Consider the following 18,434-nt stretch of genomic DNA (forward strand, 5'->3'; position numbering starts at 1 on the left):
GCTAGGGCAGGTCAAACAAAAGAGGTGCGTCATGGAAATGGTTGTCTGGATCGGTGCGGCGCTGTCGGTCATCGGCCTGATCGGGATCGGCTATAGCGTGGTCATGGTCACGCGCGCCAAACGGGCAAACCTGTCGGATGCGGATATGCGCGCCCGTCTGGCCAAGGTGCTGCCGATCAATCTGGGCGCGCTGGGCGTGTCGGTGCTGGGTCTGATGACGGTCGCAGTCGGGATCATGCTGGGCTAAGGCCCGTCACGGGTCACCTGCAAGGCCAGCGCAGCAAGAACCGGCACCGCCTGCCCATAAGCGCGCGCCTGATCGGGGTTGGACGCATTGCCGCTGTCGGCCCGTGCCGCGACCCCTGCAAGGATCGCGGCCAACCGGAAAAAGGCAAACACCAGATAAAACGCCCAATTGTCGATCATGGGCAGCCCGCGCCGCGCACAATAGGCCGCGACATATTCTGCCTCGGTCGGCAGGCCGTGGGCCGCGCGCTCGATCCCGCCCAGGCCGCGCATCCGCCCGTCATTGGGCAGCCGCCATTGCATGCATTGATAGGCCAGATCCGCCAGCGGATGCCCCAGCGTGGACAATTCCCAATCCAGCACGCCCAGAATATCCGGCCTGCCCCGCGCAAAGATCATGTTATCAAGCCGCCAGTCACCATGTACCAGCGCCACCTGCCCGTCATCGGGCGGCATTGCCTGTTCCAGCCATGCCATGATCCGTGCCATATCAGGGGAAGGTGCGGCCACACTGGCCAGATATTGCCGCCCCCAGCGATCCATCTGGCGCGCAAAATAATTGCCGGGCTTGCCGAAATCCGACAGGCCCACAGCCGCAACATCAACATCATGCAAACCCGCAAGCGCGGCGTTCATCGCGTTATAGATTGCGGCCCGCGCGTCTTGTGCCACCTCAGGCAAGGCCGGATCCCAGAAAATGCGCCCGTCAAGATAATCCATCACGTAAAACGCGCGCCCGCTGGGCGATGTGGCGGCATCGGCCAGATGCAGCACGCGCGGCACCGGCACGCCACTGCCCGCCAGCGCCTGCATCACGCGAAATTCACGCTCGACCGCATGGGCAGAGGGCAGCAGCGCACCGGGCGGTTTGCTGCGCAGCACATAGCGCCCGCTGGCCGCAGTAATCAGATAGGTCGGGTTGGATTGGCCGGTGCCGAATTTGCTGACCTTTTGCGCGCCCGCAAACCCCGGCACAACCCGCGACAGGGTGCCGTCAAGCGTGGCAAGGGACATGCCGATATCTTTCGCCGCGTCGATCATGGGCTGATAGGGCCATGTGACGCCAAGTAGCGCAAGCCGTTGATTGACACTGCCGCCAACGAATGCACCATGACGTAGGGGAGGATCACCATGGACCTTGGACAGACCGCACGGCTGAAACCCGTGCTTGCCGCCGTCAAGGCGATGATCGCAGAAGAAATCGCACCGCTGGACGATGAATTTCTGTCGCAGGTCGATATTGGCGACCGCTGGCAATTCACCCCGCGTCAGGCCGAGATTCTCGAAGGGTTGAAAGCCAAGGCGCGCGAGCGCGGCCTTTGGAATTTCTGGGACACATTCCGCGATGGCCCCAGCCTGAACACCGTCGAATATGCCTATCTGGCCGAGGAGATGGGCAAAAGCCATCTGGCCGCCGAAGTGTTCAACTGCAATGCACCCGACACCGGCAATATGGAGGTTTTTGCGCGCTACGGCACGGATGCAATGAAAACCCGCTGGCTGAAACCCCTGATGGCGGGCGAAATCCGGTCAGCCTATCTGATGACCGAACCCGATGTGGCCAGTTCAGATGCCACCAATATCGCCATGAGCTGTGTGCGCGATGGCGATGATTATGTGCTGAACGGGCAGAAATGGTGGGCCACTGGTGCCGGTGATCCGCGGTGTGCCGTACATATAGTCATGGTGCGCACCAGCGATGACGCGCCCAAGCATCAACGCCATTCCATGATCGTGGTGCCTGCCGACACACCCGGCATCGTAAAATTGCGCGCGATGGAGGTTTACGGCCACGACGACGCGCCGCACGGCCATATGCATTTTCGCTATGACAATGTCCGCGTGCCTGCCGATCATCTGCTGCTGGGTGAAGGGCGCGGGTTTGAAATCGCCCAAGGCCGGCTTGGCCCCGGGCGCATCCACCATTGCATGCGCGCGATTGGACAGGCGGAAAAGGCGCTGGCACTGATGTGCGAACGCTCGGTCAGCCGGGCGGCTTTTGGCAAACCTCTGGCTGAACTGGGCGAAAATTACGATCTGATCGCCACTGCGCGGATGGAGATCGAACAGGCGCGGCTGTTATGTCTTAAGGCTGCGTGGATGATGGATCAGGGCGACAAACGCGCCGCAGCGCCGTGGATCAGCCAGATCAAGGTCGTGGCCCCTGCTGTCGCACTGAAGATCACCGATATGGCGGTGCAGATGTTCGGCGCAGCGGGCGTATCGCAAGACACACCACTGGCGCGGCAATGGACGCATCTGCGCACCCTGCGGCTGGCGGACGGCCCCGATGCGGTACATCGCAGACAGGTCGCCCGTGCCGAGCTTGCGCGCTATACTGCGGGGCAGAAAATCTCGTAGATCCGTTCCAAAAGCGGGCGCACGCGCGGATCCGCCAATTGATAACGGATGCTGCGCCCGTCACGCGTGCACGACACCAGACCTTCGTTGCGCAGGCGCAGCAACTGGCCCGACACATAAGATTGGCTGGCGCCAAGGGCGGTTTCCAGATCACCCACTGACATTTCACCCGGGACCAGCGCGCAAAGAATACGCAGGCGCCCCGGATTGGATAACGCCTTGAGCAGGTCAGCCGCTTCGGTCGCTGCGGCATCCATCGGGTCTAGTTGGAAATCGGTCGCTTGGCTCATGGGATTACTCTATCCGAACTTTTTATACATTTCAACATTGAAATGTTTTCAGAAACCCTTATTCTATAGCCATAAAGGAGAATCAACATGAAACCCGAAGTCAAAGCCTTCTTCGATGAAGCCACCAACACGATTTCCTACGTTGTGCGCGAACCACAGGGCAACACTTGCGCGATTGTTGACAGCGTTCTGGATTACGACCCCGCCGCAGGCCGCACTGATACGACATCGGCCGATGCGATTATTGCCTGGGTCAAGGATCAGGGGCTGAATGTTGCCTGGATCCTCGAAAGCCATGTCCACGCCGACCATCTGTCCGCCGCCCCCTATCTGCAAGAGCATTTGGGCGGCAAGATCGGGATCGGGTCCAACATCACCGTCGTGCAGAACACATTCGGCAAGATCTTTAACGAAGGGACCGCTTTTCAGCGCGACGGATCGCAGTTTGATGCGCTGTTCAATGAAGCAGACACATTCCACATCGGCCAGCTGCGCGCGGATGTGCTGCACACGCCCGGCCACACCCCCGCCTGCCTGACCTATGTGATCGGCGATGCGGCCTTTGTGGGTGATACGCTGTTCATGCCCGATTTCGGCACCGCACGCTGCGATTTCCCCGGCGGGTCGGCAGAGGATCTGTATAACTCGATCCAGAAAATCCTGGCCCTGCCCGACGACACGCGGATTTTCGTGGGTCACGATTACAAGGCCCCAGGCCGCGATGAATTCGCTTGGGAAACCACCGTGGGCGAACAAAAGGCGATGAATATCCATATCGGCGCGGGCAAACCGCTGGAAGATTTCGTGTCTATGCGCACCACGCGCGATGCCCAGCTGGGCATGCCCCGACTGATCCTGCCATCGCTGCAAACCAACATGCGCGCGGGCAACCTGCCCGAACCCGAAGACAACGGCGCGCGCTATTTCAAAGTACCGATCAACCAGCTTTGATCGTGAAAACATAAGGAAAGACAATGCAACAAGACTGGATCATGGGCCTGATCGGCGGCGGGTTGATCGGGATGGCAGGGGCTTTTTTCCTGCTGGTGAATGGGCGCGTCATGGGCGCCTCTGGCATTATTGGCGGGCTGGTCGATGGCAGCGGGCGCAGTGACTGGCAAGAACGGGCGGCGCTGATTGTGGGGCTGGTCATCGTGCCTGCCATCGCGGCGCTGGCTATCGGCGGGTCGGAAACGAACCTGACCGGCAACTGGGTCGTCATTGTCGCGGCGGGCCTTCTGGTCGGCGTCGGCACGCGGCTGGCCAATGGCTGTACCTCTGGCCACGGGGTCTGCGGGATTTCGCGGCTGTCACTACGGGGGATTGTATCCACCGCGTTTTATATCGGCGCAGGCGGTCTGACGATGGTCCTGTTCAAACATGTGCTGGGAGTGATCTGATGCGCACTATTGTTTCTTTTCTGACGGGCGGCTTGTTCGGGCTGGGCCTGCTGATTTCGGGCATGACTGACACCACCAAGGTGCAGGGCTGGCTGGATGTGTTCGGCGACTGGGACCCGACGCTGGCCTTTGTGATGGGCGGCGCGATCATTCCGATGGCCATCGCATGGCGGTTCACCATCGGGCGCAAACCAGTGCTGGCGGCAGCCTTTCCCGCGCCACCCGAACCACGGATCGGGCGTAATCTGGTGATCGGGTCCACCTTGTTCGGTGCGGGCTGGGGTCTGGCAGGGCTATGCCCCGGGCCTGCACTCGCCTCGCTCAGCTATGGCGGGACAGGTGGTCTTGTCTTTCTGGCCGCAATGCTGGCAGGAATGATGCTGACACCGGCGCTGCGGGTCCGTTTTGACCGCGCCGTGCCTGCAACTTAAGAGGACGATCATGGATATCCGACACATCACCCCCGATTACGCGGTTTCGCCCCAGATTGAGGTGGCCGATATCGCCGCAATAGCCGAGGCCGGTTTCACGACGATCATCTGCAACCGGCCCGATGCCGAAGTGCCACCTTCGCATCAGGCCGACACGATCCGCGCCGCGGCCGAGGCGGCGGGGATCACCTTTGCGATCAATCCCGTGACCCATCAGGGGCTGAACATGGGCATGGTTGACAGCCAGATGGCCGCGGCTGGCGCATCCTCGGGTCCGGTGCTGGCCTATTGCGCGTCAGGCACGCGGTCCTCGATCGTCTGGTCGCTTGGACAGGCAGGCAAGATGCCGACCGATGCGATCATTCAGGCTACGGCGCAGGCGGGCTATGACCTTGGCGGGATGCGCGGGCAGCTGGATATGCTGGCAAAGGGGTAAGACCCCATCCGCCAGATTGCCAAGATCAGGGCGTGGCGCGGGGTGATCCGGCGTCGCGCCCTGATCCGTTTTAAATAAAAAAATTATGCTTTTTTATTTTAATTTCAAAGCATTGTGTGATGATGTTTACCTGACGCAACAAGCGCAAACCATTCTACACCCCTTCCAAAATCTCGCCTTCTTCGGCGGTGTCAAAGGAAAATGCCACCTCTGGCAGTGACACGGCGGTGCTGACCAAATCATCCATTTCCGGGCCGGGGGCCAGCTCGATCCGCACGGCGCGGTGTCCGGCCGATTGGCCCAGCTTGGCCTGTGCCACGCAGCGGCCATCGGTGGCGATCAGACGCACCGAATTGACAGTGCACCCGGGCAGCGGCACCACCTGCCCCACCCGCAAAGCCTGTGCGCGCCCCAGCGGCATTTTGAACTGGTGCAACCGCGCGGTCAGCATCGCAGGCGCATCCTGCACCGCTGCGCTGAACGCGGTATCCCAATCCATCACTGGCGCTGGCTCTTCTGGCATCATGGGTGCGGCCTGCACCGGCAGGACCAGCATCACCTCGCCCAGCCGGTCGCCGGAGCCAAGTTCAACATTCATCCGCAGCACGCGGTAGTCGCCATCTTCCAGCAGCAAACCGGCCAATCGGCTGTCGGCCAACCTGTCACCAACGGTCACATCATCCACCCAGCCTTCATAGGCGGTACCCATCACCGCAGGCGGCAAGGCGGACAGAAACGCGACCAGCAAAGGATCGCACAGCGCCTTGTCAGCGCCGGTCGCAGGCCGGTCATCGGCGGGTTGGTCCAACAGGCGGCCTGTCGTCTGCACCTCGACCATGGCGGCGCGCAATTGCATATCCACCGCGACAAAGCCCGCCAATGCGCCCCGCCGGTCCAGCCCGACCAACATCAGCCCCTTGTCCAGACCACCCAGCAGATCATCCAGCTGCCCGACATCATCCGCCGTGCTGGCCACCCGCAACACCAGCCCGCCCGCATCGCTGGCCGCCTTCACCAGCGCCAGCCGCACCGCGCGCGACGTGGTCAGCGGGCTGACGGGGGGCGTGTCAATGGCCTGCCCCGCCATCCGTCGCAGAATGGAGATATGTGAGCTGTCAGTCATGCGCCTGCCTTGGGTCTGACATCAGACTAATCCAGCAGTGATTACTTTTCCGCTAAGACCCAACCGGCGCGGACATCACGGGCAAGGTCACGCGGAACGCCGTGCCGGATGTGCCATGCAGATAGGTGATATCGCCTTGCAGGCGGTGCATGATCTCGCGGCAGATGGCAAGACCAAGGCCCGCACCGCCCGCCTTGGATTCATCGGCAAGTCGGGAAAATTTCTCAAAGATCAGTTCCTGGTTCTGCGCCGCAATCCCGATGCCATTATCAAGAAAATCGATCCGGTACCGGCTCTTTGTGCGGCTGACACGAATTGTCAGGGCGGGCTTTTTCGCATCGCAGTATTTGGCAGCATTTGAGATCAGGTTGATGAATACCTGCACCAGCCGGTCCAGATCGGCGGTAATCTCGATATCTTCGGCCGCGCGGTCGCGCAGGATGATCAGGTTGCGTTCATGCAGCCCCGCCGCCGCGATCGCGCGGTCGAGCAGCGCCAACAGCCGCCCCGTCTGCGGGCGCAGCACGACCTGCCCGTTTTCCAGCACCGACAAATCCAGCAGATCATCCAGCAGCCGCGACAGCCGGATCGATTCGTCCAGGATGATCCCCGCATACCGGTTGCGATCCTTGATGGCCAAATCATCATCGCGCAGGATTTCCGAAAACGACCTGATCGAGGTCATTGGCGTGCGCAATTCATGGCTGATCTGGCTGAGAAACGCGTCTTTCTGGATCGACAGCGCCGTCAGCTTGGCATTGGCATCGCGCAAGGCGCGCGCCGTCGCCTCTTGTTCGGCGGATTTCGCCTCGAGCCGGTTGGAATATTCAAGGATCTGCGCCGCCTCGTCAGCCACGGCGATCAGGTCCTCGACCGACACGCCGCTGCCGCCGGTCAATTGGCCGATCATGGCATGGGCGGTTGCGGCCCCCACAGACCCGCCCAATTCGCGTTCCAGCCGCGCGACGAAATCGGGCGTGGCCTTGGGCATTTGGCCCGGGATGCCCTGGCTTGCGGCTTCACGCGCGAACATCCGCTGCGCCTCGGTCTGACCAATGATGCGTTGCGACATCAGCAGCAGGTCTTCTGCATCGGCAACCAGGCGCGACCATGTGCGCGCGCCGGTACCATGTTCAAAAACGTTGACAAATTGCGCGCCTTGCAGCCGTTCCAGTGGCGATGGAAACGTGATCAGCGACACCGCGACAAAGATCGCGCTGTTCAGCAGCATCGACCACAATATGCCATGTACCAAGGGGTCTATTCCACCGATCCCGAACAGGGCCTCAGGACGCAACCAGCCGATCCCGAACGGGCCATCGGCGAACACTGCCACCGGGATCACGGCACCGGGGCCAAAGCTGGGCAGGAACATTGTCCAAAGCCAGACCACCAGCCCCGTCAGCAATCCGGCTGCCGCCGCAGGCCGCGTCGCACCCCGCCAGAAAATGCCGCCGATCAACGCGGGCAGCACCTGCACCGAGCCAACGAAAGAGATCAGCCCGATCGCGGCCAGCGCCGTACCGCCCCCCGACAACCGGTAATAGATAAACCCCAGCGCCAGCACCCCCGCGATCGACAGCCGCCGCGCCAGCAGCGTCAGCTGGCGCACGTCGCCCGACATCGCACCGCGCTGATCGCCCTGCAAAGAGAACCAAAAAGGCACGACGATATGGTTCGACACCATCGTCGCCAGCGCGATCGTCGCCACGATCACCATGGATGTCGCAGATGAAAACCCACCCAAAAAAGACAGCATTGCCAGACCATTAGCGCCCTGACTTAAAGGAATGGTCAAGACGAATAAGTCGGGGTTGCTGCCTGCAGGCATCAGATCCAGCCCCACGACTGCGATGGGTACGACGAACAGGCTCATCGCCAGCAGATAGGCAGGAAAGGCCCAGCTGGCAAAGCGCATTTGGGCCTCGTCATCGTTTTCCACGACCATGACCTGGAACATCCGTGGCAAGCAGATGAACGCCGCCGCCGACACAAAGATCAACCCGAACCAGCGGTTCGTGTCCTGATCCCACAGATCAAGATCAGACGCATCGATCCGCGCCATCATCTGCACAGGCCCGCCGCCCAGCCCCCAGACCACGAAAACACCGACAGCAATCAAGGCGAACAGCTTGACCACCGCCTCGACCGCGATGGCTGTAACAATGCCGGGATGGCGTTCGTTGGCATCCAGATTACGGGTGCCGAACAGGATGGTAAAAACCGCTAGCCCCGCAGCGAACCACATCGCGGCACGCACGAAATCGCCATCGCTCCAGGCTGCTCCTTCGCTTTGTGCGAACACCGCCAGCGACAACGTGACAGACTGGATCTGCAGCGCGATATAGGGTGTGGCTGCGACAACCGCGATCACGGTGACAATCGCTCCCAACCAGCGCGATTTGCCAAAGCGCGACGAAATCAAATCAGCGATCGAGGTGATCCGCTGCGCCCGCCCGATCCGCACCAACCGCCGCAAGATCCACCACCAGCCTACCATCACCAGCGACGGCCCCAGGTAAATCGTCACGAATTCCAGCCCCGACCGCGCGGCATAGCCGACGGCGCCATAGAACGTCCAGGCCGTACAATAGATGCTCAACGACAGCGTATATATGACCGGCGAGCGTAGCCAATTCGCCTCGCCCACCGCTGCGCGCCGTTCGGCCAGGAACGCGACCAAGAACAATACTGCCACATAGCTGAGCGCGACAAGGATCAGGATATTGAAGGAAACCATTACCGCCGCATGTCGTCGGATGCTTCGTCGGTATCGGGCAACAGCCGCGACAGCAGGGCCGCAAGCCCGATCAGGACCAGCCAGATCACAAAGATATAGGTGAGCATGCTGGATTTCGATGGTGCCTCTGGGCCATCGGTCGCCCAGAGCAACGGAATGAACCACAAAACTGCCCCCAACAATGGCAGGAATTGCGCAGCATCACCCAGCCGGCGTTGCCGGTAACTGGCGCGTTCCAGAAACACCGGCGGTTTGGCGGGCGGTTTCATGGGTCCATCATGGCGCGGACATAATCGCGCACATCGCTGTTGGAAAAGGGTTTGGTCATGAAATGGTTCGCCCCCAGCCGCAGCGCAAGGTCGCGGTCCTTGTCCTGGCCGCGCGCGGTCAGCATCATGACGGGGATATCCTTGGTCACATCGGTGCTGCGCAATTCGCGTAAAATCTCGAACCCGCTGCGCCCGGGCAGCATCACGTCAAGGATGATCATATCCGGCGGCAGCGCCAAAACCTTGGCCATCGCAGTCTGGCCGTCCTGATGGGTATGCACGGTCCAGCCGTCGCGCGACAGGATGAACCCGATCGCCTCTATGATATTCGGTTCATCCTCGATCAGAAGGACGCGTTTGCCCATCTCATCGCCTCCCCTTCATTCGCCGCGCTGACGCGCGGGCTCCTCTTGATGGGGACTATCTCCCTTTCGAGGCGGGGTGTCAAAGCGCAGTTACCGTCCCGATGATCGCAGGTTCGCGGCGGCTGGGGCAATCTGCGCGCGGACAGATGCGGCAGGCAATGCCGACAGGGACCGGGGCCGCGCTGCCTTGGGCCATATCGGGCATCACCAGCATCGTGCTGCGCAACACGGGTGGCAGATCGAAATGATGCACCGCCAGCGGCGTCGCAATGGCATAGCACAGCAGATGTGACGCTGTCGCTCCTGGCAGGATCGCTTCGGCGCGCAATGGCTGGCTTGGGCGGCTCAGCGCCCCAAACAGCGGCCAGAGCGGGCATGCCCCGCCTGCCGTAGGCATTGCAAAGCCCGGCACCCGCTTGAGATAAAGCAAAGCCCCCGCAGCATCGCAAACGGCCAGCCCGATCGGCGGATGGCCCGCGTCAGGTGGCAGGCACGGCAACCGCCGCAGGATCGTGGCGAAATCCGTACCACATCGCGTGGCCAGCAGAGCAGGGTCATAATTGCAAGCCTGCGCTGCCTGCGCGAAAGCGGCCATCGGCAAGGCGCGCGCATCCGCAGCATATTGCCGGCAGATCCCGCCCAACAGGGCCGCCGCCGCCCCAGTCAGCCCAGAAAGTCTGACAACCTCGTCTGGCGTGGCCGTTTCCGCCTCGATCATCGGCAGGTGATAGCCGTTCTTGGCAAGAAAAGTATCAACCTGCCCCATCGGCGTGTCAGGCGATTGTTCGGCATCGGCAGGTGCCTCCAGATAGGCGACCAATGCTTCGCTGCTTTTACCCAGACGCAGGCTGTCGGTATGAATATTTTCGTGAAAACGGCGCTGCCAGTCGGCGTCGATCTGTTCCTGACTGACAAGAATCGCCGCTGTTGACCGGATCGCGGTCACCGCCGAAATCACGTCATGCAAGGCGGTCGCCAGAAACGGGTCATGCGCCATGCGGTCGGTCAAGGCGCCGATGCGTTCATCCAGCACCGCCAAACGGCGCGCCTGCAGCGCGATCAGCCCGGCCCAGCCCGGAAAGCGCGCGGCCAGTTCTTCGGCGCGCGCGATCTCGGCCATGTCACCAGCAAGCGTCGCGGCGCTGTGCAACTGGTCCAGCAGGTCGCGGTCAGCGCCACCCGCAAGATGGGACGGATCGACCCCCAGCGCGCGCGCCAGATCGGTCAGCAGCTTGCCGCCAATCCGGCGTCGGTTATGTTCGATCAGGTTCAGATAAGACGGCGATATGCCCACGGCAGACGCCAAACTGGCCTGCCGCAGCCCAATATCCATCCGTTTTTCCCGGATCCGTGTGCCGGTCATGCGTTCTATCGTCATCTGGTCCTGTCCGGCTGTGGCCGCGCCAATCTGGAACGTCAGGATTTCTTTTACAAGATTTACTACGCGCAACTGATGCTATGACAACCCTGCCTGCGCAATTGGTTCAAATCCAAGATATTCGGCTTTGGCCCGTTAACGCCTTGGTAAGTTTCAAGGCGGATTCTATGGGCACAGTATCCCATTGATGGATGAACGCCATGGACCCGTCTTTACACCTGACGCCGACAGCACCCGCTGCAATGCCCTATACCGCGCAACAGCGGCAGTTGCCTGATACCTTGGTCGCACCGGTCAGATCGGCGCAGGGTTCAGCCACGCTGCCACCAGAACGCCCCTTCGTGGCACAGGCGGTCGCCGCACGGCTTGACAGCAGCTTTGCCGAAGACCCTGCCGAAATCCTGCCAGATGACCGAATCCTGCGCCCCTACGGCGTGCCGATGTTGCCCGCAGACAAGCCAGATGACGACATCATGGCGCAACCCGCCACGCAAGACCGCCCGCAGAAATTGTAAGTCGTTGACGCAAGGTTGCGCATTTTGCGCCTCTGCCGCTTCCCACCATGGCCCGCTTACCCTATAAGCAGGCAGGATGTGAAAAGCCCGCAACAAGCGGGCGTTGAACCATGGGCAACGGGCCGAGGAACAAATGAGCAATAAAACCTCCCACGATAGCGATGTCAGCTTTATCCAGGCGCTGGCAGAATTGCTGCGCCAGAACGACCTGACGGAATTGCAGGTCAAGCGGGACTACGGCGAAAATGACAGCCTGAACGTGCGCGTCAGCCGTCACACGCAAACAATGGTTCAGGCCAGCGCGCCCGCTGCTACAGCGATGCCCGCCGCACCTGCCGCCGCTGCGGCCCCCGCCGCCAGCACCAATGTCGACCCCGCCAACCATCCAGGTGCCGTGACATCGCCGATGGTCGGCACCGTCTACATGGCACCCGAACCAACCGCCGCCCCCTTCGTGGCCATCGGGCAGACAGTGCGCGAAGGCGACACGATTCTGATCATCGAAGCGATGAAAACGATGAACCATATCCCCGCTCCGCGCGCTGGCACGGTCCGGCGCATTCTGGTCGAAGATGGCGGCGCGGTCGAATATGGCGCACCTCTTGTCATCATCGAATAGAGGCTGCGATGTTTGAAAAAATCCTGATTGCGAACCGCGGCGAAATCGCCCTGCGGGTCGTGCGCGCCTGCCGCGAAATGGGCGTGAAATCCGTTGCCGTCCATTCCACCGCTGACAGCGACGCGATGCATGTGCGCATGGCCGACGAGGCGATTTGCATCGGCCCCCCGTCATCGGCGCAAAGCTATCTGTCGTTTCCTGCGATCATCTCGGCCTGTGAAATCACCGGCGCGCAGGCGATCCATCCGGGCTATGGCTTTTTGTCGGAAAACGCGGCCTTTGTGCAAGCGGTCGAAGACCATGGTCTGACCTTTATCGGCCCCACAGCCGAACATATCCGCATTATGGGCGACAAGATCACCGCCAAGGACACGATGAAGGCACTTGGCGTCCCCTGCGTGCCCGGATCTGACGGCGGCGTGCCGACCCTGAAAGACGCGCAGCGCGTGGGCGAGGAAGTCGGCTATCCCGTGATCATCAAGGCCACAGCCGGTGGCGGTGGGCGCGGCATGAAGGTGGCCCTGACCGCCGCTGATATGGAAAAAGCATTTCATGGCGCACGTGCCGAAGCCAAGGCCGCCTTTGGCAATGACGAAGTCTATATCGAAAAATACCTGACCACGCCGCGCCACATCGAAATTCAGGTCTTCGGCGATGGCAAGGGCAATGCTGTCCATCTGGGCGAGCGTGATTGTTCGCTGCAACGGCGCCACCAAAAGGTATTCGAAGAAGCCCCCGGTCCGGTCATCACGCCCGAACTGCGCGCGCGCATCGGCAAGGTCTGCGCCGATGCCGTGGCCGCGATCAATTATATCGGCGCAGGCACGATCGAATTCCTGTTCGAAAACGATGAATTCTATTTTATCGAGATGAACACGCGCCTGCAGGTCGAACATCCGGTGACCGAGGCGATCTTTGGCGTCGATCTGGTGCGCGAACAGCTGCGCGTGGCCTCTGGCCTGCCGATGTCGTTTACGCAGGACGATCTGCGCATCAACGGCCATGCCATCGAGGTGCGGATCAACGCCGAAAAGCTGCCCAATTTCACGCCCTGCCCCGGCACGATCACGCAATATCACGCGCCCGGCGGCTTGGGCGTGCGGATGGATTCGGCACTCTATGATGGCTACCGGATCCCGCCCTATTACGACAGCCTGATTGGCAAGCTGATCGTGCATGGCCGCGACCGGCCAGAGGCGCTGGCCCGTCTGGGGCGCGCCTTGGGTGAATTGATCGTCGATGGTGTCGACACGACCATCCCATTGTTCCATGCGCTGCTGGCCGAACCTGCGGTGCAGTCGGGGGATTACAACATCCACTGGCTGGAACATTGGCTGGAAACACACCTGTCCTGACGTGCAAAACGCGGATCTTCCCCTGACGCCTGCGCTTGTCCTGCAAGCCTATCGTCTGGGGGTGTTCCCAATGTCCGAAAGCCGCGACGACCCAGACGTTTTCTGGGTCGATCCGCGCCGGCGGGGTATCTTCCCGCTGGACCGGTTTCACATCAGTCACAGTTTGGCGCGCACCATCCGGCGGGGCGGGTTTCGGGTCAGTTTCGACACGGCCTTTGCCGATGTCGTCGATGGCTGCGCTGACCGGGCAGAAACCTGGATCAACCCCAGTATCCGCAACCTGTCGATCACGCTGCACGACCAGGGCCATGCCCATGCCGTTGAGGTCTGGAAAGATGCGCAGCTGGTCGGCGGCGTCTATGGCATCCGCATCGGGGCTGCGTTTTTCGGGGAAAGCATGTTCAGCCGCGCCACTGATGCGTCAAAGGTCGCGCTGGCCTATCTGCTGCACAACCTGCGCAGTGGCGGCTTTACCCTGTTTGACACGCAATTCCTGACGCCGCATCTGGCCAGCCTTGGTGCTGTGGAAATCACCCGCGCGCAATATCACAGGATGCTGGCGGCGGCGGTCGGTCAATCCGCGCGATTCACGGGCGCGGTGCCAGCGCCCAGCGACGTGATACAGCGCAGAACCCAGACATCATAACGCGGATGGTCCAGCGCGTTCAGCGCCGGTGATGACGCCAGCATCCAGCCCGCAAAGATCGGCGCCACCTCAGCGCGGTAATGGATCACCAGCGCGGCATAGCCTTCGCTTGCAACATTTTCGGCCGGATACCGGCAGTCACCAAGCGTGACCGACAAAGCGCCGACATTGTCGGTCTGCCCGTTGGACACCTCCAGATCGGTGACAGCGCCGGTCAGCTTGTCCAGAATGCGGATGTCAGCGCCGATGCCTGACAGCATCTCTTGCGCGGGCGCGGGGGCGGCCAGCAGCAGGCAGGCCAATATGGCTGACAGCCGCTTCATCGCCCTATTCGGGGGTCCAGGCGTCGTAATCCTTGCGCGTGGCGGGGGCCACATGACGGATAGATCCTGCAGGCGCATAGGCCGCCATCGTGCCGGTCAGGTTTGGCTGATGCGGCTTTTCCCAAGACTTGCGCGGCAAAGGTGCCTCGGTCGGGGGTTCATCCCATGTGTGATGCAGCCAGCCATGCCATTCAGGGCTGACCCGCGACCCTTCGATTTCGCCGTTGTAGATCACCCAGCGGCGGCTGTCGTCGGCGTTGTGATAATAGATATTGCCCTGCGCATCTTGCCCCACGCGCACACCCTTGCGCGATGTCCATAGCTGGGTGCCATAGGTCTGACCATCCCACCAGGTAAAGATACGTTTGATTGACTGACCAAGGCCCATGCTGCGTCTCCGGTAAACTGCGGCTTTCATGCCCTATCGTGCGCCAAAGGTCCAGCAGGCGCACCCCGTCCCATCTTGTTTAAAAAGATATATCCTGCCGGCGGCTCCCACGGATCGGGGCCACCGGCAGTGGCGTTTTAACCCGCAGTCGCGGGTTCTTTTTTCTTCACATCGTCGTGGATCATCAAAGGCTGCACGTCGGATGTCACCGCCTCTTCGTTCACGACAACCTCGGTCACGGTGTCCATGCCGGGCAGGTCGAACATCGTGTCGAGCAGGATGCCTTCCATGATCGAGCGTAACCCGCGCGCGCCGGTCTTGCGCTTGATCGCGCGTTTGGCGATCGCGGTCAGCGCGTCATCAGTAAAGGTCAGCTTGGTGTTTTCCAGCTCGAACAAGCGCTGGTATTGCTTGACCAAGGCGTTCTTGGGCTTGGTCAGAATGGTGATCAGCGCGTCTTCGTCCAGATCGGTCAGCGTGGCGATCACCGGCAGACGGCCAACGAATTCGGGGATCAGGCCGAATTTCAGCAAATCCTCTGGTTCGAGATCCTGAAACACTTCGCCGATACCACGTTCGTCCACGTCTTTGACGTCCGCGCCAAAGCCCATGCCGGACCCTTTGCTGCGGCGCGCAATAATTTTGTCCAGACCGGCAAAAGCCCCGCCACAGATGAACAAGATATTGGTCGTGTCCACCTGCAGGAATTCCTGCTGCGGATGCTTGCGCCCGCCCTGCGGCGGCACGGATGCGACAGTGCCTTCCATGATCTTCAAAAGGGCCTGCTGCACGCCTTCGCCCGACACATCACGGGTGATGCTGGGGTTGTCGGACTTGCGGGTAATCTTGTCGACCTCGTCGATATAGACGATCCCGCGCTGCGCACGCTCGACGTTATATTCAGAAGCCTGCAACAATTTCAGGATGATGTTTTCGACGTCTTCACCGACATAACCGGCCTCGGTCAGGGTGGTGGCATCGGCCATCGTGAAAGGCACGTCCAGAATCCGCGCCAGCGTTTGTGCCAAGAGCGTTTTGCCACAGCCGGTCGGCCCGATCAGCATGATGTTGGATTTCGCCAGTTCGATATCGGATTTATCGGCGTGGTTCAGGCGCTTGTAGTGGTTATGCACGGCCACGGAAAGCACACGCTTGGCATGGACCTGCCCGATCACATAATCGTCAAGAACAGCGCAGATGTCCGAGGGTGTCGGCACGCCTTCACCGGATTTCAGGCCAGATGCCTTGGTTTCCTCGCGGATGATATCCATGCAGAGTTCGACACATTCATCGCAGATGAACACAGTCGGACCGGCGATCAGCTTGCGTACCTCATGCTGGCTTTTGCCGCAAAAGCTGCAGTAAAGCGTGTTCTTGCTGTCATTTCCGGTCGTCGTCGCCATATCAACCCTCTCGGCCTGTGGCCCGTAAAACATGAACGGGCTGCCCTGTGTCGACACTAGGACAGCCCGCCAAGGTCTACAATGTCAAAATGACCAGTTTCAGGGTCACTTTTTCACTGTGGTGAATGACATCAGATCACTCGGATGATTTTTCGCGGTTGACCACGATCTCGTCGATCAGGCCCCACTCTTTGGCTTCTTCGGGTGACATGAAATTGTCGCGCTCAAGGGCGGTTTCGACCTTTTTCAGCGGCTGGCCAGTGTGCTTGACATAGATTTCATTCAACCGTGTCTTGAGCTTCTGGGTCTCGGCGGCATGGATCATGATATCCGTCGCCTGCCCCTGATAGCCACCCGATGGCTGATGCACCATGACGCGGCTGTTGGGCAGCGAAAAGCGCATGCCGGGATGGCCCGCAGTCAACAACAGCGACCCCATGGACGCGGCCTGCCCGATCACCAGCGTGCTGACCTTGGGTTTGATATATTGCATCGTGTCATAGATCGACAGGCCGGATGTCACCACGCCACCGGGGCTGTTGATATACATGCTGATTTCTTTTTTCGGGTTTTCCGATTCCAGATGCAGCAATTGGGCGACGACCAGCTGGCTCATCCCGTCATGGACAGGGCCGTTCAGAAAGATGATCCGTTCCTTGAGCAGGCGCGAAAAGATGTCATAGGCACGCTCGCCACGCGCGGTCTGTTCCACGACCATGGGAACAAGGTTCATATAGGTTTGTACGGGGTCTTGCATGTTCATGCCTCTCTCCTGGACGGATGTCCGACTTCATCAATTCGCCCGACACTATGCGCGGGCGCGGGGGGCTTCAAGGGCTGGTTGTAAGGAGGGTCAAGACCCACCCTACGCGCGTTAACCAACGTGGAAAAGCGAGGCAAACAATCGCGGGTCAAGGCTTTCGGTCGCAAAGGTCGCCCCCTCGGTCAGGACCGACACGGCGTCATGGCTGTGCAGGCTTTCCTGATGGCTGGCGATCACGCGGAAATCGGACACGCGCGGTTCCAGCTGCAATTGTTCGGTGAACAGACGCGCCGCGTCTTCGACAAAGATCGGGTTGGCGGCGTTCAGCTCGGCAAAGGCTTGCTCATCCTCGCGCTTGACCATCACCTGGGTTTCGGTCGGCACGGCGGCACGGGCGCGTTCGATCAGGTCCTCGAACCACAGGATCGGCCCGTCTTCGACCAGCACCGAAATCCGCGCGACGGACCGTTGCGAATGTGGTGTCGCCAATTGCCCGCGGAACTGGCGGGCATGTTCGGACAATTCCAGCGAACAGGGACAGGTGGATGAATAGACATAATCCAGATGCACGATCTTTTTGCGCACACCCGCACTTTCGACCAGTTCCAGCGCGATATCATAATATTGATAGCCTTGCAGCCCCGAGCGCAGGCTTTGCACCTTCATCGGAAAGCTGAACCGCATCTGGATGCGTGCATCGAAGCTGTCGAGGTCGGATTTATAAGCATCCAGCGCGCGCTCGATCACTTCAAAGCTGAATGTTTCCTCGGCATGTTTATAAAATGTCCGCATGATGCGGGACATGTTGATGCCCTTCTTTTCCGCCTCTAGCGACACGGTGCCGGTCACCGAAGTTTCCAGCGTCAGATCGCCATTGTCGCGGGTGCGGAACCTTATGGGCAGGCGAAAGTTGGAAATGCCGACATGCTGGATTTGCTGCTTGGCACCGCGGATCAGGCTTGACGGCCCGTTCTGCAGATCGGGCATCGACGCCTTATAGGCCTCGTCCACCGCGAAATCCTCGGGGTAGGCGCGGGCAAGTGCGGGGTAGTTCGACACTTCCTGTCCGGGGATCAGACGCGACACCAAAGGGTCAAGCGTCGCCACTTCTTCGGGGCTGACATCACCCGCCCAGCGCCGCAAAAGCGCCAACGCTGCCTCGGCATCGGACCTTGTGGGCTGGCGATCCATGTCGCGTGCGTGGATATTCATATCAAGACCCTCTTGTGGTGCATCCGCCTTGCGAAGATGGCGCAGCTGCGGCGCATGTCCAGACATGATGCGGCAGAATTGTAACAAATCGGCACGAAGGTCAGACATCCCCACATCACCTTTGCCGCAAAAAGCCACACCCATCCAGGCCGTGGGTCGCGCCGCAAGCCT

General features: G+C 60.7%; 22 protein-coding genes. 10 read left to right on the plus strand and 12 right to left on the minus strand.

The features are described 5' to 3' along the window. Positions 1-31 precede the first annotated feature (31 nt). Entirely contained in the window at positions 32-247 is a 216-nt protein-coding gene (locus ACPF9B_RS08035) for a hypothetical protein (protein ID WP_007204405.1), read from the plus strand. Here ACPF9B_RS08035 and ACPF9B_RS08040 read toward each other — a convergent pair. Beyond that, entirely contained in the window at positions 244-1,260 is a 1,017-nt protein-coding gene (locus tag ACPF9B_RS08040; protein WP_424176597.1) for a phosphotransferase, read from the minus strand. The genes ACPF9B_RS08035 and ACPF9B_RS08040 overlap by 4 nt on opposite strands. A 117-nt stretch (positions 1,261-1,377) precedes the next feature. On the opposite strand from ACPF9B_RS08040, the gene ACPF9B_RS08045 reads away from it, so the two are divergent. Next, entirely contained in the window at positions 1,378-2,607 is a 1,230-nt protein-coding gene (locus tag ACPF9B_RS08045; protein ID WP_424176599.1) for an acyl-CoA dehydrogenase family protein, read from the plus strand. Here the strand turns inward: ACPF9B_RS08045 and ACPF9B_RS08050 are convergent. Then, positions 2,580-2,897: an ArsR/SmtB family transcription factor gene (locus ACPF9B_RS08050; RefSeq protein WP_007204402.1), complete on the minus strand. Its 318-nt coding sequence runs from the start codon at positions 2,895-2,897 to the stop codon at positions 2,580-2,582. The genes ACPF9B_RS08045 and ACPF9B_RS08050 overlap by 28 nt on opposite strands. Positions 2,898-2,984: 87 nt before the next feature. On the opposite strand from ACPF9B_RS08050, the gene ACPF9B_RS08055 reads away from it, so the two are divergent. From ACPF9B_RS08055 to ACPF9B_RS08070, 4 genes are read left to right on the plus strand one after another with little or no spacing between them, the layout of a single operon-like run. Then, complete coding sequence (locus ACPF9B_RS08055) at positions 2,985-3,848, plus strand: MBL fold metallo-hydrolase (RefSeq protein ID WP_007204400.1); 864 nt, start codon at positions 2,985-2,987, stop codon at positions 3,846-3,848. A gap of 23 nt (positions 3,849-3,871) precedes the next feature. After that, entirely contained in the window at positions 3,872-4,297 is a 426-nt protein-coding gene (locus tag ACPF9B_RS08060) for a YeeE/YedE family protein (RefSeq protein WP_424176602.1), read from the plus strand. After that, positions 4,297-4,728, plus strand: a complete 432-nt coding sequence (locus tag ACPF9B_RS08065) for a DUF6691 family protein (protein ID WP_424176604.1) — start codon at positions 4,297-4,299, stop codon at positions 4,726-4,728. Before ACPF9B_RS08060 ends, ACPF9B_RS08065 begins: the two co-directional genes overlap by 1 nt. A 10-nt stretch (positions 4,729-4,738) precedes the next feature. Next, positions 4,739-5,164: a TIGR01244 family sulfur transferase gene (locus tag ACPF9B_RS08070; RefSeq protein ID WP_424176606.1), complete on the plus strand. Its 426-nt coding sequence runs from the start codon at positions 4,739-4,741 to the stop codon at positions 5,162-5,164. A 154-nt stretch (positions 5,165-5,318) separates the two neighbouring features. Here ACPF9B_RS08070 and ACPF9B_RS08075 read toward each other — a convergent pair whose 3' ends face one another. From ACPF9B_RS08075 to ACPF9B_RS08095, 5 genes are all read right to left on the minus strand, one after another. After that, entirely contained in the window at positions 5,319-6,287 is a 969-nt protein-coding gene (locus ACPF9B_RS08075; protein ID WP_424176608.1) for a FliM/FliN family flagellar motor switch protein, read from the minus strand. 52 nt (positions 6,288-6,339) lie between these two features. Beyond that, positions 6,340-9,027: an ATP-binding protein gene (locus tag ACPF9B_RS08080; RefSeq protein ID WP_424176610.1), complete on the minus strand. Its 2,688-nt coding sequence runs from the start codon at positions 9,025-9,027 to the stop codon at positions 6,340-6,342. Further along, positions 9,027-9,296 (minus strand): hypothetical protein, encoded by a 270-nt coding sequence (locus tag ACPF9B_RS08085; protein WP_007204394.1) that lies wholly within the window; start codon positions 9,294-9,296, stop codon positions 9,027-9,029. Before ACPF9B_RS08085 ends, ACPF9B_RS08080 begins: the two co-directional genes overlap by 1 nt. Further along, positions 9,293-9,661 (minus strand): response regulator transcription factor, encoded by a 369-nt coding sequence (locus ACPF9B_RS08090; protein ID WP_007204393.1) that lies wholly within the window; start codon positions 9,659-9,661, stop codon positions 9,293-9,295. Before ACPF9B_RS08090 ends, ACPF9B_RS08085 begins: the two co-directional genes overlap by 4 nt. Positions 9,662-9,740: 79 nt before the next feature. Beyond that, complete coding sequence (locus tag ACPF9B_RS08095; protein WP_040482749.1) at positions 9,741-11,039, minus strand: helix-turn-helix domain-containing protein; 1,299 nt, start codon at positions 11,037-11,039, stop codon at positions 9,741-9,743. Between the two features lie 200 nt (positions 11,040-11,239). Here ACPF9B_RS08095 and ACPF9B_RS08100 point away from each other — a divergent pair, with 200 nt between their 5' ends. The 4 genes from ACPF9B_RS08100 to aat all read left to right on the plus strand — a co-directional run bounded on the left by ACPF9B_RS08100 (position 11,240) and on the right by aat (position 14,174). After that, positions 11,240-11,554: a hypothetical protein gene (locus ACPF9B_RS08100; RefSeq protein ID WP_110549057.1), complete on the plus strand. Its 315-nt coding sequence runs from the start codon at positions 11,240-11,242 to the stop codon at positions 11,552-11,554. Positions 11,555-11,687: 133 nt separating this feature from the next. After that, positions 11,688-12,173: an acetyl-CoA carboxylase biotin carboxyl carrier protein gene (accB, locus tag ACPF9B_RS08105; protein WP_424176613.1), complete on the plus strand. Its 486-nt coding sequence runs from the start codon at positions 11,688-11,690 to the stop codon at positions 12,171-12,173. Positions 12,174-12,181: 8 nt separating this feature from the next. Beyond that, positions 12,182-13,528, plus strand: a complete 1,347-nt coding sequence (gene accC / locus ACPF9B_RS08110; RefSeq protein ID WP_007204389.1) for an acetyl-CoA carboxylase biotin carboxylase subunit — start codon at positions 12,182-12,184, stop codon at positions 13,526-13,528. Positions 13,529-13,598: 70 nt separating this feature from the next. Beyond that, a complete protein-coding gene (aat, locus tag ACPF9B_RS08115; protein ID WP_424176616.1) occupies positions 13,599-14,174 on the plus strand; it encodes a leucyl/phenylalanyl-tRNA--protein transferase in 576 nt (191 codons plus the stop codon). Here aat and ACPF9B_RS08120 read toward each other — a convergent pair. The 5 genes from ACPF9B_RS08120 to folE2 all read right to left on the minus strand — a co-directional run bounded on the left by ACPF9B_RS08120 (position 14,102) and on the right by folE2 (position 18,263). Continuing rightward, positions 14,102-14,497: a DUF2155 domain-containing protein gene (locus ACPF9B_RS08120; RefSeq protein ID WP_007204387.1), complete on the minus strand. Its 396-nt coding sequence runs from the start codon at positions 14,495-14,497 to the stop codon at positions 14,102-14,104. The two genes, aat and ACPF9B_RS08120, sit on opposite strands and share 73 nt — an antisense overlap. Before the next feature lie 4 nt (positions 14,498-14,501). Next, positions 14,502-14,885: an NADH:ubiquinone oxidoreductase subunit NDUFA12 gene (locus ACPF9B_RS08125; protein WP_007204386.1), complete on the minus strand. Its 384-nt coding sequence runs from the start codon at positions 14,883-14,885 to the stop codon at positions 14,502-14,504. A 137-nt stretch (positions 14,886-15,022) separates the two neighbouring features. Continuing rightward, on the minus strand, positions 15,023-16,288 hold the full coding sequence (clpX, locus tag ACPF9B_RS08130; RefSeq protein WP_007204385.1) for an ATP-dependent Clp protease ATP-binding subunit ClpX: 1,266 nt from the start codon (positions 16,286-16,288) through the stop codon (positions 15,023-15,025). 136 nt (positions 16,289-16,424) lie between these two features. Next, complete coding sequence (locus ACPF9B_RS08135) at positions 16,425-17,045, minus strand: ATP-dependent Clp protease proteolytic subunit (RefSeq protein ID WP_040483070.1); 621 nt, start codon at positions 17,043-17,045, stop codon at positions 16,425-16,427. A 117-nt stretch (positions 17,046-17,162) separates the two neighbouring features. After that, on the minus strand, positions 17,163-18,263 hold the full coding sequence (gene folE2, locus ACPF9B_RS08140; RefSeq protein WP_040483069.1) for a GTP cyclohydrolase FolE2: 1,101 nt from the start codon (positions 18,261-18,263) through the stop codon (positions 17,163-17,165). Between the last annotated feature and the right edge of the window lie 171 nt (positions 18,264-18,434).

Source organism: Yoonia sp. TsM2_T14_4 (genome assembly GCF_049602355.1).
Taxonomy (GTDB): Bacteria; Pseudomonadota; Alphaproteobacteria; order Rhodobacterales; family Rhodobacteraceae; genus Yoonia; species Yoonia vestfoldensis_A.

Excerpts from the sequence above, each read along its gene's own strand:
- ACPF9B_RS08045 (WP_424176599.1), top strand. The coding sequence starts at position 1,378 with ATGGACCTTGGACAGACCGCACGGCTGAAACCCGTGCTTGCCGCCGTC.
- folE2 (WP_040483069.1), bottom strand. The coding sequence starts at position 18,263 with ATGAATATCCACGCACGCGACATGGATCGCCAGCCCACAAGGTCCGAT.
- ACPF9B_RS08090 (WP_007204393.1), bottom strand. The coding sequence starts at position 9,661 with ATGGGCAAACGCGTCCTTCTGATCGAGGATGAACCGAATATCATAGAG.
- ACPF9B_RS08100 (WP_110549057.1), top strand. The coding sequence starts at position 11,240 with ATGGACCCGTCTTTACACCTGACGCCGACAGCACCCGCTGCAATGCCC.
- ACPF9B_RS08085 (WP_007204394.1), bottom strand. The coding sequence starts at position 9,296 with ATGAAACCGCCCGCCAAACCGCCGGTGTTTCTGGAACGCGCCAGTTAC.
- aat (WP_424176616.1), top strand. The coding sequence starts at position 13,599 with ATGTCCGAAAGCCGCGACGACCCAGACGTTTTCTGGGTCGATCCGCGC.
- ACPF9B_RS08080 (WP_424176610.1), bottom strand. The coding sequence starts at position 9,027 with ATGGTTTCCTTCAATATCCTGATCCTTGTCGCGCTCAGCTATGTGGCA.
- ACPF9B_RS08125 (WP_007204386.1), bottom strand. The coding sequence starts at position 14,885 with ATGGGCCTTGGTCAGTCAATCAAACGTATCTTTACCTGGTGGGATGGT.
- ACPF9B_RS08095 (WP_040482749.1), bottom strand. The coding sequence starts at position 11,039 with ATGACGATAGAACGCATGACCGGCACACGGATCCGGGAAAAACGGATG.
- ACPF9B_RS08035 (WP_007204405.1), top strand. The coding sequence starts at position 32 with ATGGAAATGGTTGTCTGGATCGGTGCGGCGCTGTCGGTCATCGGCCTG.
- accB (WP_424176613.1), top strand. The coding sequence starts at position 11,688 with ATGAGCAATAAAACCTCCCACGATAGCGATGTCAGCTTTATCCAGGCG.
- accC (WP_007204389.1), top strand. The coding sequence starts at position 12,182 with ATGTTTGAAAAAATCCTGATTGCGAACCGCGGCGAAATCGCCCTGCGG.
- ACPF9B_RS08050 (WP_007204402.1), bottom strand. The coding sequence starts at position 2,897 with ATGAGCCAAGCGACCGATTTCCAACTAGACCCGATGGATGCCGCAGCG.
- ACPF9B_RS08040 (WP_424176597.1), bottom strand. The coding sequence starts at position 1,260 with ATGTCCCTTGCCACGCTTGACGGCACCCTGTCGCGGGTTGTGCCGGGG.
- ACPF9B_RS08135 (WP_040483070.1), bottom strand. The coding sequence starts at position 17,045 with ATGCAAGACCCCGTACAAACCTATATGAACCTTGTTCCCATGGTCGTG.
- ACPF9B_RS08055 (WP_007204400.1), top strand. The coding sequence starts at position 2,985 with ATGAAACCCGAAGTCAAAGCCTTCTTCGATGAAGCCACCAACACGATT.
- ACPF9B_RS08075 (WP_424176608.1), bottom strand. The coding sequence starts at position 6,287 with ATGACTGACAGCTCACATATCTCCATTCTGCGACGGATGGCGGGGCAG.
- ACPF9B_RS08065 (WP_424176604.1), top strand. The coding sequence starts at position 4,297 with ATGCGCACTATTGTTTCTTTTCTGACGGGCGGCTTGTTCGGGCTGGGC.
- ACPF9B_RS08070 (WP_424176606.1), top strand. The coding sequence starts at position 4,739 with ATGGATATCCGACACATCACCCCCGATTACGCGGTTTCGCCCCAGATT.
- ACPF9B_RS08120 (WP_007204387.1), bottom strand. The coding sequence starts at position 14,497 with ATGAAGCGGCTGTCAGCCATATTGGCCTGCCTGCTGCTGGCCGCCCCC.
- clpX (WP_007204385.1), bottom strand. The coding sequence starts at position 16,288 with ATGGCGACGACGACCGGAAATGACAGCAAGAACACGCTTTACTGCAGC.
- ACPF9B_RS08060 (WP_424176602.1), top strand. The coding sequence starts at position 3,872 with ATGCAACAAGACTGGATCATGGGCCTGATCGGCGGCGGGTTGATCGGG.